Annotated in this window: 13 protein-coding genes; all 13 read right to left on the bottom strand. The window is 62.1% G+C overall.

From position 1 onward, the window contains the following. Positions 1-11: 11 nt before the first annotated feature. Positions 12-2306: a TonB-dependent receptor gene (locus tag F3H95_RS12135; protein WP_149746156.1), complete on the bottom strand. Its 2295-nt coding sequence runs from the start codon at positions 2304-2306 to the stop codon at positions 12-14. A 135-nt stretch (positions 2307-2441) separates the two neighbouring features. Continuing rightward, complete coding sequence (locus F3H95_RS12130; RefSeq protein ID WP_149746155.1) at positions 2442-3449, bottom strand: FecR family protein; 1008 nt, start codon at positions 3447-3449, stop codon at positions 2442-2444. Between the two features lie 111 nt (positions 3450-3560). Continuing rightward, on the bottom strand, positions 3561-4076 hold the full coding sequence (locus F3H95_RS12125) for a sigma-70 family RNA polymerase sigma factor (protein ID WP_142881227.1): 516 nt from the start codon (positions 4074-4076) through the stop codon (positions 3561-3563). 434 nt (positions 4077-4510) lie between these two features. Beyond that, complete coding sequence (locus tag F3H95_RS12120) at positions 4511-5239, bottom strand: ABC transporter ATP-binding protein (protein WP_142881226.1); 729 nt, start codon at positions 5237-5239, stop codon at positions 4511-4513. Between the two features lie 2 nt (positions 5240-5241). Then, positions 5242-5988 (bottom strand): ABC transporter ATP-binding protein, encoded by a 747-nt coding sequence (locus F3H95_RS12115; protein WP_149746154.1) that lies wholly within the window; start codon positions 5986-5988, stop codon positions 5242-5244. Further along, positions 5985-6968, bottom strand: coding sequence for a branched-chain amino acid ABC transporter permease (locus F3H95_RS12110; protein ID WP_142881224.1), 984 nt, complete (start codon positions 6966-6968; stop codon positions 5985-5987). Before F3H95_RS12110 ends, F3H95_RS12115 begins: the two co-directional genes overlap by 4 nt. Then, a complete protein-coding gene (locus tag F3H95_RS12105; protein ID WP_142881223.1) occupies positions 6965-7843 on the bottom strand; it encodes a branched-chain amino acid ABC transporter permease in 879 nt (292 codons plus the stop codon). Before F3H95_RS12105 ends, F3H95_RS12110 begins: the two co-directional genes overlap by 4 nt. Before the next feature lie 64 nt (positions 7844-7907). Next, positions 7908-9044 carry an ABC transporter substrate-binding protein gene (locus tag F3H95_RS12100; RefSeq protein WP_149746153.1) on the bottom strand — a complete coding sequence of 379 codons (1137 nt, stop codon included), beginning with the start codon at positions 9042-9044 and terminating at the stop codon, positions 7908-7910. A gap of 74 nt (positions 9045-9118) precedes the next feature. Then, positions 9119-10162: a shikimate dehydrogenase gene (locus F3H95_RS12095; protein ID WP_244617994.1), complete on the bottom strand. Its 1044-nt coding sequence runs from the start codon at positions 10160-10162 to the stop codon at positions 9119-9121. Then, on the bottom strand, positions 10081-11019 hold the full coding sequence (locus F3H95_RS12090; protein ID WP_149746152.1) for a LysR family transcriptional regulator: 939 nt from the start codon (positions 11017-11019) through the stop codon (positions 10081-10083). The genes F3H95_RS12095 and F3H95_RS12090 overlap by 82 nt, the downstream gene beginning before the upstream one ends. 554 nt (positions 11020-11573) lie before the next feature. Then, on the bottom strand, positions 11574-12305 hold the full coding sequence (locus F3H95_RS12085; RefSeq protein ID WP_142881220.1) for an amino acid ABC transporter ATP-binding protein: 732 nt from the start codon (positions 12303-12305) through the stop codon (positions 11574-11576). Further along, entirely contained in the window at positions 12286-12945 is a 660-nt protein-coding gene (locus F3H95_RS12080; RefSeq protein WP_149746151.1) for an amino acid ABC transporter permease, read from the bottom strand. Before F3H95_RS12080 ends, F3H95_RS12085 begins: the two co-directional genes overlap by 20 nt. Further along, a complete protein-coding gene (locus tag F3H95_RS12075; RefSeq protein WP_149746150.1) occupies positions 12942-13646 on the bottom strand; it encodes an amino acid ABC transporter permease in 705 nt (234 codons plus the stop codon). Before F3H95_RS12075 ends, F3H95_RS12080 begins: the two co-directional genes overlap by 4 nt. Positions 13647-13720: the final 74 nt, after the last annotated feature.

Below are 13720 nucleotides of genomic sequence, written 5' to 3'. Positions count from 1 at the left end.
GGTCTGATCAGTCAGAAGGTTGCCCTGACTGACAGCAGGAAGGTTCGACCCGGTTCGTAGAGCGGCGTCACATTGCCGAATTCCTGACCATAGGTGGCGCGGCTCGCATAGGTCTCGTTGAAGAGGTTCTGCACCTCCGCGCGGAAGGTCATGTGCGGCAGCTGTTCCGGCTTCCATTCCGTGTAGAGGTTGACCACCTGATAGGAGGCATAGGTGGTTGCACCGTCCTTGTATTCGGGGGCGAACTCCATGTCGGTCCCGATCCTCAGGCCCCAGTCCGCGAAGATGTGGGCGGCCGAGACGGTGATGATATTGCCAACCGGTGTGGTCAGATAGTTGCCGGTGTCGGAATCGGCCGGCTTGCCGTCGATCTCGGCCTCGATATGCGCATATTTGACCTTGATGAATCCATCGATCCAGTCGTACCCGGTGCTGATCTCGAAGCCGTGCGTTTCCACGTCATAGTTCAGATTGGCTGAGGCCGACGCCCACTTGGCGACGCGCGCATCACTGATGCGGTTGCGGAAGAGGTTTGCCCCTGCCGTGTAGCCGTCGTGATGGAATTCGAGGCCGGCCATGACATTGTTGGCGGTCGTTACCTCCGGCCCTGACGACCCGTAGTTCCAGGCCGGGTTCATGATGAAGGCTTCGGCGAGTGGAATGCCGGCCCACACATGCGAGGCACCGGCCTTGGCCGTCAGGAAGCTCGTCAGATCATATTCGACCGATGCATTGCCGCTGAGGCCCTGATGGTCCCATTCCTGTCCGGTTGTGCCTTCAAACCACTGCTTGTCGGCGCGCCCGCCAAAAGAGAGGCGCATCGCATCAAGAGGCTCCAGGCGCGCCTGGCTGTAGATCCCGACATTGCGTGCCCTTTCCCGGGCATCCTCGGTGTTGACGGCCGTATCCAGCTCGATCCGATCGCTGTAGAAGTCCAGACCCGCGACGACCGTACCATTTTCCAGCGTGAACTTGTTTTCGACCTTGCCGTTCAGGCTGCCGCTCTCCCCCTGTCCGGCATAGGAGGCGCCAACCCCACCGCCGGCATCGTAGAAGATCGGTGTTTTGACGGAGCTGTGGCTGTAGGCAAGCCGTATCGTCGGATCCCACCAGCCTTCCGGCGTGGTGTCCGTATAGGTGAAGACGGTGTTGTCGCGGTCGAGCTTGTAGTTGCGGTAGCGCGGTTCCCAGGGGCGACCGGTGGTAACCGCGCTGGCATTTGCCCGATAGGGCCGTTCCGCATCGTCGCGGACGCGTTCATGGCTGATTTCGAAGCGGTCGCCACTGTCCGCCTCATAGGCGAACTTGCCGAGCCCGCTCAGAAGGTTGGTCTCGGTCCCGCGGACCTCGGCGCCATTGCCGGCCTCGTAATTGCTTCCCTTGCCATAGTTGAGGAAGCCCAGGAATTCGAAGCCGTCCTGCATCCCCCAGCCGCCGAGGCCGGTGGTGAAGGTTCTGCTGTTCGAATTGTAGGTTTCCGAAACCATGCCGCCAAAACCGTCTTCGGACAGCAGGTCCTTCACGTCCTTGGTCTCGTAGGCGATCGAGCCCGCGAGCGCGCCCGGTCCGGCATCGGCCGGGGCAATGCCGGCATCAACGTCCACTGCCTTGAGGAGGGATGGATCGATGAGGTTGGTGGCATTGTGGTGGAAGACGCGGTTGTTCTGACGGCTGCCGTCGATCGTGACGGCGAGCGTTGTTTCCTCCAGCCCGTTGACATAGACCTTCTGTGATGTCGGGATCGAACTGCCGACACTGACGCCCGCTTCGTCGCGAAAGACATCGGCAATGCTGTCAGGATTGCGGGCTTCGAGCTGTTCGGCCCCGATGTTGACGGAACTGACGCTGGTTGCTGTCCGCTCGCCGGTCACGTGGATCTTGTCGAGCACGGTCGCCCCATCGGCCGGTGCTGCGTCATTGGTGGCTGCCGGCGGCTGGGCGCCGACCACGACGACGCCATTGCTGATACGGTAGGATAATCCGGTGCCCGCAAGCAGTTGTGAAAGTGCTGCCTCAGCACTCAGCGTTCCGGAGACGCGTGCGGAACTGCCGCCCCGCGCGGCCTCTGCGGGCAGCGACACCTGCAGGCCCGACTGGCGACCGAATGTTCTCAGCGCATTGGCGAGCGGCTGTGCCGGAATGTCGTAGCTGCGCGACGCGGCCGCCTCTCCTGCCACCTGCGCCATGGCGGGTAAGGCTGTTGTCCCCGTCAGGAGCGTCAGGGCGCAGGCGGTGGTGGTCAGCAGTCGACGCGGCAAGGCGCGTTCCCGCGGGCCGCGTTCGGCAGAAAATCTCGTCAGTGTCATACTCGTCCCCATACAGAAACGGCCCAGGCCGTCTGCGGGTAAATACGAGTGAAGGAGGCAAGTTTTTCAGGCGCCTCGAATCTTTTTTGGAACGCGATGCTGCATGCATGCGCTCTCGCACGCTAAAACAAGTACTTAGCGGCTCGAAATCACCCGGAGATAGGGTGAAAAGGGGCGCAGATGCAGGTTGAACGGCGCAATCAGTGCCGCCAGGGCCTTGTCCGGATCATTCAGGTCGTAAAGGCCGGTCACCCGCAGCGCTGAAATGTCAGCCTCGGCCACGACGATCCAGGCGGGATGCTGACGCTGAATCAGGCCGACCACATCGCCGAGCGTCTGGTCGGTGACCGACAGACGTCCCTCACGCCAGAGCGCGATGTCGTGCGGATCGACACGGCTTCGGTCTGCCTTTCCGTTCGACCTGTCGACGGTTACCGCATCGCCCGGTGCCAGCGCCATGGCCGTATCTCCGGTGGCATCCGTCCACCGGAGTTCGACGGCTCCACGGGCCAGTTCGACACGCGTTCCGTGCCCGGTGTCGCGAACACTGAAGGCGGTGCCCAGCACGCGGACAGAGGCGTCCCTGGCCGTGACCACGAAAGGCCTCGTGGTGTCGTGGGTTACTTCGAAATAGGCTTCTCCCTCAAGGAGCCGTACTTTGCGAGTGGTACCGTCAAAGGCGTCGGAGAGGGCGGATTCCGGTGCCAGTGTCACGCGCGATCCGTCTGCCAGTGTCGTCGTCAGGGTTTCGCCTGCACCGGTGCGGAAATCCGCTTCGAAGCGCAACGGCAGGTCGGTTCCAAAGAGGATGACGGCGAGGCTGAGGCAGAGCAGTGCTGCGCCCGCCAGGCCGAAGCGCCGCCGCGAGAAGGGCCGTTCCTTGCCTGCCCGCTGTACGAATGATGCCGTGGGTGCAAGGGGAGGCCGCGCGGAGGGGAGCGGTGCCGGTCGTTCGCCCAGTGCGACCCAGGTGCGACAGATCCGTGTCCAGGCCGCGGCATGCTTCTCGGATTCCCGGAGCCAGGCCTCCCATTGCCGGACAACGTCTTCCTCGCAGGGCGTATCCCGCAGGCGCATGAACCAATCCATCGCCTGCTCGAGAGCCAGTCCGCCTTCGTGTTCTGGGTGATCTGTGGTGCTCACCGGCCGGCGGTTCCCTCGTTGCGTGATTGTCTGGCCGTTTGCGCGCCTGCGTGTGCGGCTTCTTGATAAACGATCGGCACGGTCGGATTTTTCATCGGTTCACCGGTATTTTCAATGGCTGGCCTGATCCAGCGACAGGGCGATCCTCACCATGCCGGTGCGGATCAACCGGTGCGCCGTTGCCACGGAGACCTTCAATTCGGAGGCGATTGCCTCCAGCGTCCACCCTTCGGTTCGATAGAGTTCGATGGCCAGACGCATCTCTGGCGGCAAGCCCTCCAGTGTTTCCGCTGCGACGCGCGCCTGGTCGGACCATAGAACAGCGTCTTCCGGCGTGCCCGGATTCTGCGGCAGGATCCAGAATGGCGGATCCGTATCGCGGCCCCGGCTCTCGACGCTGCGGCGCTTCAACTGGTCAAGCGCAAGGTTGCGCACGATGCTATAGAGATAGGAAAGTATCTGGCGCGGGGCATAGTCTTCCGATTCCTTCGGCTTCAATCGGAGAAAAGCGTCCTGCACGATATCCTCCGCCTGATCGCGCGAGCCCATCAGCCGGGCGGCGTAATCCACCAAGGCCGGCCTGTGCTCCAGAAAAAGCGCCATCTGGCGCGGGGTCTTTACGCTCATCTCGGATGGGGGTCTAAAAGTTGATTATTTGGGTAATCTTTTTTAGCGTGCAATCGAGCTGAAGGCAATCACGCAGGTTGCTGTTGCCGGTGGCGAACGACCGGAGGCATCAGAGCCTCCTTCTCGAACTTATGAAACAGATGAGCTGCGTGCGGTCATCGCCGGGAGGATCGGAAGACAGGAGACTGGCAGACCGGCGCTTTGCATCCCCCCGCTCTGCATCAGGTCTGTGCCGGGTGATCTTCCCTGAGCCGTGCCCGCCGGAAAAGATCCGTCAACGAGTGCGGATGTGTCTACTCGGTCCCCACACGGACCCGGGGCGCATTCCGGCTGATGATCTCTGGCGGCAGACCAATTCTGCGCTTTGAGGGCCAGCCAGGCATGCCGACTGGCCTTCCATCATGGGGACCGCTGATGCCGCCCGGCGATACCGGTCAGTGGCTCTGCGCCGTCTCGATATGCCCGCCCAGGAAAAGCTGGCCGACGCGGGGATCCCGAAGCAGCGTCTCTGCCTTGTCATGCATGCGTGTCTGGCCAAGCTCCAGCACCAGTCCGTCATCGGACATGGCAAGCGCCGCCTTGGCATTCTGCTCCACCATCAGGATCGTCACACCCTGGTCCCGCAGCCGGATGAGGGTTCGGAATACTTCCTGCACGAGGTTGGGCGAAAGACCGATCGAGGGTTCGTCGATCAGGATCAGCTTGGGATCGAGCAGAAGGGCGCGTGCCACTTCGAGCTGCTTCTGCTGTCCGCCTGACAGTTCGATGGCCTTGCGATTGCGGAATTCACGCAGCATCGGAAACTGGTCCATCACCGTCTCGATGCGCGCGCGTACACGGTCCTGATCGCTTGCCGTGATGCCGCCGAGCTCCAGATTGTGATAGACCGAAAGCTGCGGCACGACATTGCGGCCCTGCGGCACATAGGTGACGCCCTGCTCGATCATCTGCCGCGGGCTTTGGCGCGTCACATCCTTGCCATCCAGCAGGATCTGGCCGGAATGGATGTTGAGAAGGCCGAAGATCGCCTTGAACACGGTGGACTTGCCGGCGCCGTTCGGGCCGATGACGGTGGTGATGGAGGCCTTCGGGATCGTGAACGAGACGCCGTTCAGGATGGTCACCTTGCCATAGCCGCCATGGACATTCTTGAGTTCCAGCATGCTCAGCCTCCCAGATACGCGTCGATCACGGTCTGGTTCGCCCGGATCTCCGCCGGGCTCCCTTCCGCAATGACGGCGCCTTCCGCCAGCACGATGATGCGGGTGCAAAGGCTCATGACGAATTCCATGTTGTGCTCGATCACCACGAAGGTGGTGCCGTGCTCGGCATTGTAGGCAACCAGCCTGTCCTTCAGGTTGGCGAGCATGGTGAGGTTGACGCCACCCGCCGGCTCGTCGAGAAGCACGAGATCCGGCCCCGCCATGAAGGCCATGGCGGCATCGACAAGCTTCTGCTGGCCGTAGGAGAGCGAGCCTGCCGGCGTATCCCGGTAGGGTGTCAGCCGGAAGAACTCGATCATCTTCTCGGCCTCGGCGGTCAGCCCCGCATCGCCTGGCCCGAACAGCCGCGACAGCATGGTGCCGCGATGCTCCTGGCCGGCGAGGATCACATTGTCGAGAACCGTCATCTTCGGGAAGACCGACAGCTGCTGGAAGGTGCGGCCGACGCCGAGCTTGTTGAGATCGGAGGGCCGTATGTTCGAAACAGGCCTGCCGTTGACCTCCACTTCGCCGGTATCGGCTGGCAACTGGCCGAGAATGCAGTTGAAGAGCGTGGACTTGCCGGACCCGTTCGGGCCGATGAGCCCGAGGATTTCGCCCCTTTGCACCTCGAAGGACACGCCACGCACGGCCTTGATGCCGCCGAAGCTCTTCTGGATATTGCGTACGGACAGAACCGGTTTGCTCATTTCAGACGCGCTCCTTCCGCCATGTCAGCCCGCTGCTGGCGTCCCGGCCAGAATTTCTCGCGCAATCTCTGGCCCATTCCCATCAGGCCTGCCGGCACGAAGATCAGCATGACGATGACAAGCGCGGAGTAGATGATGAGGTAATAACCCTGGGTGAAGCGCAGCATTTCGGGCAGCAGGATCACCACGGCTGCACCGAGGAAGGGACCACCGAAATACCCGGCGCCACCAACGATGACCATCAGCAGGATGCGCAGCGAATGGGCAAGCCCGAAGGAACCCGGTTCGATGAACTGCACGAGCGGCGCAATGAGTGATCCGGCAAGCCCGCCATAGGCTGAGCCGATGGCAAAGGCGAGAAGCGTGATGCGCCGCGTATCGACGCCGAGGCTCTCGGCACGGATCGGGTTTTCCCGCAGCGCTGTGAACGCGCGGCCCCAGGGCGAGCGCACGATGCCCCACATCACCAGCGCGGCAAGGACGGTTACGGCGAGCGTGAAGTAGTAGAAATTGAACTGCTTCATGGTGGTGAACAGGCCAAAGCCCGGTCGCGGCATGCCCGTCAGGCCGTAACTGCCGCCAGTCAGCCACTCCTCGTTGCGCAGGACGAGGAAGACGAGCGTGTTGAAGGCAAGTGTCACGAAGGCAAGGAAATGGCCCTTCAGCCGCAGCGCCGGATAGCCGAGAAGAAGACCGACGATGAAGCAGGCGATCACGCCGAGCGGCATCGCCGCCATCCAGTGCCAGCCGGAAAGCGTCAGCAGCGCGGTGATATAGGCCCCGATCGCCATGAAGGAGGCCTGCGCAAGCGAGATCTGGCCGGCATAGCCAAGCGTCAGGTTGAGCCCCATGGCTGCAATGGAGAAGACCAGCCAGGAGGCCAGCGTATAGGTGATGTAGTTGCCCTGTCCGATCGGTGCCACGATGGCGACGGCGAGGAGAAGGGCTGCGACGATGAAACCCTTGTTTACCTTCGTCATACGGCTCTCCCTTCCTTGGTGCCGAGCAGGCCCTGCGGGCGCACGAGGATGACCGCGATCAGTAGCACCAGCGGCAGCGCCGCGCGATATTCGGCGGTCACATAGGTTGCAGTCAGGTTGTCGAGCACGCCGATCAGCAGCCCGCCGACGAGCGCGCCCCGGATCTGGTTGAAGCCGCCAACGATGGCGGCGATGAAGGCGATCAGGCCAAGGCTCTCGCCATTCGAGAATTTCGCAAGATAGACCGGCGTGATGAGGAAGGAGGCGATGGCCGCCAGTCCGGCATTGATCAGGAAGGTGTAGAGGATCATGCGCTTGACGTTGACGCCGAGGATTTCGGCAACAGCCGGGTTCTGGGCGGTCGCCTGCATGCAGCGTCCTGTGCGCGTGCGATTGAGAAAAAGCGTCAGAGACACCACGATCGCCAGGCAGAGGACGAGGTTGAAAATATCCTGCAGCGAAAGAACCGCCCCGTGGAAATCCAGATGCCGGGCAGGAAACAGCGAGGGAAAGGGCTGCGCTTCCGCCGAGTAGAATTCCTTGACGCTTTCCTTCAACAGGATGCCAAGCGCCATGGTGGCGATGATGAGCGTGATGCCGCCATGCGGCAGGATGGGCTCGACAATCAGTTTCTTGAACAGCAGGCCGAGCACCAGCAGAGAGATCGCGAGCCCCAGAAGCAGCGCGCTCCAGAACGGCATGCCGAGAAGTTTCATGGCCGCCAGAACGAAGAAGGCGGGCAGCATGACGAACTCGCCCTGGGCGAAATTGACGGTCTGGGCGGCCTGCCACACGAGGGTGAAACCAATGGCGACCAGCGCATAGATCGAGCCCGTCGCCAGGCCGGAGAGCATGACTTGCAGGAATTGGGACATCGTTGTCTCTTTCGGGAAAGGCCGCGGCGACAGGCGCCGCGGCGAGACTGAACCGTGACGGGGATCAGTTGGCGGGCACCTGTCCGATCACGACAGGCGTGCCGTTCTTGACCTGGACCATGAAGCTCGGACGCGACATTTCGCCGGTATCGTCCCAGCAGGTGTCCATCAGGATCTTCGGATGGTCGGCCACCTTCAGGCACAGGCCGTGCATCTTGGTGGAGAAGGCCTCGCCATCGAACTTGCCGACCATTTCGGTGACATATTTCGTGGTCCAGGCGCCGATATAGCCCTTGATCGCATCATGGGTCGGCTTGCGCTTGAAGGTTGCCTCGAACTTGGTGGCGAAGGCTGCGATACCCGGCACGTCGGTTGCCGTCGCGGTCAGGCCCACATGGGCGATGGCGCCTTCGGCCGAACCGGCGGCAAGCTCGATCACCTTGGCTTCCGTCAGCGTCACCTCGCCGACGAGCGGCATGGCGAGCGACTGCTTCTTGGCCTCGATGAGGAAGCGGGCGGATTCCTCCTGGTTCATGTAAACGAAGACGGCATCCGGAGCGGCCTGCTTCAGCTTGGCAACGTCGGCGGCATAATCGGTCTGCGCCTGTTCGGAGGGAACGTCGGCAATCACCTTGATGCCGGCCTTTTCCATCTCCTTCAGGAATACCGTGTGGCCTCCCTTGCCGAACTCGTTGTTGACCCAGGCAACGCCGACAGTCTTGGCCTTCAGCGTGTCCTTGAAATAGGCGGTGAGTGCCGGAACGCCCTTCTGCGCGCCGGAGGAGGTGCGGAACACGAAGGGATTGCCCTTCTGCACGACGGCAGGCGATTCCGAGCCGACGAATTGCGGCGTGCTGTTCTGCTGGGCGACCAGCATGTTGACCATCGTGGAGCCGGAATAGATCGTACCGAGAATGACATAGGCGCCGCCGTCGATCGCCTTCTGTACGAGCGCGCGCGAAACCTGCGGATCGGTCTGCGTGTCGTATTCGTCGATCTGGACCTTCTTGCCGAGAATGCCGCCTTCGGCGTTGATTTCCTCGGCGGCGATCTTGATGCCGTCGCGCCAGTTCGTGCCGGCCGGCGCACCGGCGCCGGACAATTCGGCCACCATGCCGAGCTTTACCGTATCTGCGGCATGCGCGGTCCCCAATGCGGAAAGCAGCGCCGTTGTGGCAATCAATAAGGTCTTGCGAAGCATATGAAGTCCTCCCTCTGTTTCAGACCGGGCTTTCGGCGCCGTCTCCTCCACGCCACCCGGATCATTCCTTGCCGTCAGAGACGCATGATCTGACGCTCCCTCTCATCAAGGTCGCGTCGCTCCAGAAACCCGGCAAGCCTTGCGGCCTGCGCGTCGAACATGTCAATACCTGTTACAGTGTCACATCCCCGCCGTCTGGCTTCTAGTATCAGCGGTGATATTTCCGGCTTGGTGACGACGCAAGCCACAAACTGACCGGATCGGAAGCCTTCGACATCAAATGGATAGGGGTCATCTGGCCGCATTCCGAGCGGTGTGGCATTGGCCAGCAGATCGAAGCCGCGGGGGTCTGCACCGCCAGTCGCAACCCGGCCGGGAAAGCGCGCCTCCAGTCGATCGCAAAGGCTGTCGCGGCGGATCGTATCGATGTCGTGCAGGGCAAGCAGGCCGACGCCGCGGAGAAGGAACTCTAAAGCGATGGCCGCGCCGGCGCCGCCAAGGCCTGCCAGCAGCACCCGCTTGCGTGTCACGTCAAACCCCTTCGCCGCGATCGCGTCGAGAAAGCCGATGCCATCGGTATTGTCGCCATACCAGCCGTTTGCGGTGCGGCGCACGACATTGACGGAGGAGACGAAGCGCGCCCGGTCGCTGCAGTCGGCGCACAGGTCACGCGACGCCTGCTTGTGCGGAACGGTGATCAGCATGCCGCCGAGATTGCCAATCCGGAGAAAGGCCGAAAACACCGAAGCAAGGTCTGCGGGTTTCACATGCATGGGCACCACAATCGCGTTCGATCCGCGTTCGGCGAGAATGCGGCTCACCACCTCCGGCGAACGTACCTGATCAACGGGGTCGCCCAACACCGGAAAGAGACGCGTCTCTCCGTTCACGGTGATGCCAGTCGATGTCTGGTCGGGGGCGGTCTGCGGTTGCATCGTGATCGGGCGCTTGGCGGGAAGAAACTGGATATTCGTCAAGCTAGCGTCTTTCGGTGCAAAGATCGCATACCAAATCTGCGCTGATCCATAACATGATGTTACGGTTTGCGCGTGTCTCCGCTCCGGCGTCGGCCGGGCTTTTTCAGGGAGCTGACGCTGTCCATCTCGCGTCGCAGGCAATCGCGAAAGAACTCGGCATAGACCGATAGCGGGAGGTCGCGGCGATAGGCGATGTAGGTGTTGAAGATGGAATCGGCCTCGATTCTCAGCGTCTTCAATCCCCTGACGACGTTATGTGCGACGGTGAACTCGTCGATGATGGCAATGCCGAGACCGGCGGCGACGAGGCTGCAGACGGTTGTGCCGAAACGGGCCTTCACCGTCATGCGATAGTCTATGCCCGCCGTGGTGAACATGGCGGCCATGATCGCGCCATAGGGATCCCTGGGGTTGATGCCGATCAGCGGGTGATGCGCCATCTCCTGCGGCGTAATCGTCTCGCGGGCGGCGAGCGGGCTGTCTTCCGGCACGATGCACAAGAGCGTGCCGCTGGCCAGCGGCTCGAACTCGATGAGCGGATGGTCGAAGCGGGACGAGATCGCCACCAGTTCGCCGCGACCGAGCAGCAGATAATCGATGGCCTCCTCGATCTTGAGGATGTTCACGTCGAGCGCGACATCCGGATAGCGCCGGCGCACCTGCGCAATCGCGCGCGGCACCATGACATTGGCAATGCTGGGCACGGCGGCAATGCGCAGTTCCTGGCTCTTCCCGGTTCCGAGATCGGCAATCGCCGACTGCAGGTCTTCCAGCTTGCGATGCACCGTATCCAGGAGATCGAAAATGTTGCGCGCTTCCGATGTTGGCACATAGCGACCGGACCGGCGATCGAACAGCCGCACGCCGAGCGAATCCTCCGAATACTTCATCAGCCGGCTGATGCCCGGGGCCGAAACATTGAGCAGCCGCGCCGCCCCGGCAATGCTGCCGGTAACCATGATCGCCCGGATGACCTCGATCTGCCGCAATGTCAGCATGCATCCTCCATCCTCTTGCCTCTCCGATCCGGCAACCGGGGTCTGCCCCGTCCTGCATGCCGTCGCTCGACCCCTCATCCGGCATCGCCCTCTCCGGCGATGCCGGGGCGGCACGCTGCCCTGACCTGGCAGACAATCCGTATAGCAGTTGGCCACCATATAGGTTGTTGCAACCGGCTTCACGCCGACCGCAAACGAAAGATCGGTCGCGAAGCAGGAGATCGACGCAGTGCGCTGCGGATGGGCGGGAACCTGAATCGCGACACCGCGCTCATCTGTAAAGGTCCGGGCCTTGTCCTCCTCCGCATGTCCGGCCGTTGGACCCGCAAGGCACGGCGTGAGGGCAAGGCCAGAGGCCACTCGTCCAATTCCAGATGTGCACGGCGCTCCCTTGATGTTTGCTACACACAGATCAATCAAAAACATGATTATTCAAATGATGTTTTTGATTGAGGGATGGAACTGTTCCGGCACTGTTTGCGCCAAGGTTCTTGCGCAAAACGAAACCAAGCCAGGCGGATGTGAACAATCACACCCGCGCCAGAGAGCGAAGGCTACTTGACGTCCGCCTTGACGAACTGACGAAGCTCGGGCGTGCGGGGATCGGCAAACAGTGGGCCGGATGGTCCGGCTTCCCAGATCGTTCCCTTGTGCATGAAGATGGTCTGTGTCGCCACCCGCCGGGCAAAGCCCATTTCGTGGGTGACGAGGATCATGGTCATGCCGTCGCGCGCCAGCCGCTCCATCACCAGCAGCACCTCCTCGGTCAGTTCCGGATCAAGCGCTGAGGTCACCTCGTCGAACAGCATCACCTTCGGACGCATCGCCAGCGAGCGGGCAATGGCGACACGCTGTTGCTGGCCGCCGGACAATTGGTCGGGATAGGCGTCGATCTTCTCCGAAAGCCCGACCAGTTGCAGCACTTCGCGGGCGATGCCCAGCGCTTCAGCCCGCGGCACGCCCTTCACGATGCGGGGCGCCAGCATGATGTTCTCCCCGACGCTCAGGTGAGGAAACAGATTGTAGCTCTGGAACACGATGCCGACATCGGTGCGCAGGCTGCGCAGGGCCTTCGCATCGCCGCCCAGAACATGGCCGGCGATCTCGATGCGGCCGGAATTGATCTTTTCCAGTCCGTTCATGCAGCGCAGCAGCGTGCTTTTGCCGGAACCGGAGCGACCGATCAGGGCAAAGACCTCTCCACGCCCGACCGTGAGCGATACACCCTTGAGAACTTCGAGCGCGCCGAAGCTCTTGTGGACATTTTCAACGACTACTTCCGACATGAAGCCTCTTCTCCAGCACGCGTGACAGCTGGGACAATGGGTAGCAAACCACGAAATAAAGGATGGCGACGGCCACGAAGACCCGGAAAGGCTGGAACGTGGCGTTGTTGATCAGCGTGCCCGCCCGCGCCAGTTCGACAAATCCGATGATCGAGGTGACCGAGGTGTTCTTGACCACCTGCACGGCAAAGCCGACGGTGGGCGGCAGCGAGATGCGGATCGCTTGTGGCAGGATCACATACCGGTACTGCTGCAGCGGTGACAGGGCGAGGGATTCTGACGCCTCCCACTGCTGCTTCGGAACGGCCTGGATGCAGCCGCGCCAGATCTCGGCGAGATAGCCGGAGGCGTAGATCGCCATCGATGCGCCGGCGGCAAAAAGCGGCGGCAACTCGAAGCCGGCAAGGCTAAGCCCATAATAGGACAGAAACAGGATCATCAGCACCGGAATGCCCTGGATCAGCTGGATATAGGTTGCTGCGGCCAGGCGAAGCACATTCGACCGGGAGGTTCGTGCCAGCGCGACGACAAAACCCAGTGCTCCACCAAAGATGAGCGCAATCACGGTCAGAAGCACGGTCCATTGCAGGGCCTGCAGCAGAAATCCGAATTCACTGAAGCCGAATGTACGAAGGGTCATGCGGAAACCTCCGGCATGGCAGCCAGCGGGCGACGGACGGCGCGGCGTCCGAACAGCCAGAGCCCCAGCAGCGCGAGTGCGCCGCGCAGGACGAGCGCCAGCGTCAAGTAGATGAGCGTGACGAGGATGTAGACCTCGAAGGAACGGTAGGTCTGCGATTCCACGAAGGCGGCGGCGGCTGCGAGTTCCGGCGTCGATATCGCCGAGCAGATGCTCGATGCGAGCATCATCAGCACGAACTGGCTGCAGAGTGCCGGATAGACCTTGCCGACTGCCGGCACGATGATCACGTGCCGCAGGATCTGGAAGCGGGTAAAGCCCAGCGCTTCGCCGGCTTCGATCTGCGATTTGTGAATGGCCTCGATGCCCGCGCGAATGATCTCGGTGGAGTAGGCGGTCAGATTGATCGTCATCCCGATGAGTGCCGCCGTATCAGCCCCGACGCGAAAGCCGAGACCGGGCAGGCCGAAGTAGACGATGAACAATTGGACGAGGAAGGGCGTGTTGCGGATGATCTCGACATAGGCGTCGATCACGAGCCGCACGACGCGCCCCGAGGTCGAGCGCAGCGATGCCAGCACGGCGCCCGCCAGTCCGCCGAGGAGGATGGAAATGAAGGAGAGCTTCAGCGTCAGCCAGATGCCGGCCAGAATATCGGCCTTGTAGGGCAGCAGCGCGCCGAATTGAAACGTGTAGGACATGTCACGGACCCCGCCGGATGGGCAGGCCTGCCGGCAACACTCGCGGTGCGCGCGGCCGGCCTGCGGTCATCATT

This window comes from Rhizobium sp. RU35A (assembly GCF_900156005.1).
GTDB classification, from domain to species: domain Bacteria; phylum Pseudomonadota; class Alphaproteobacteria; order Rhizobiales; family Rhizobiaceae; genus Neorhizobium; species Neorhizobium straminoryzae.
This window is presented reverse-complemented; position numbering and strand designations above follow the sequence as displayed.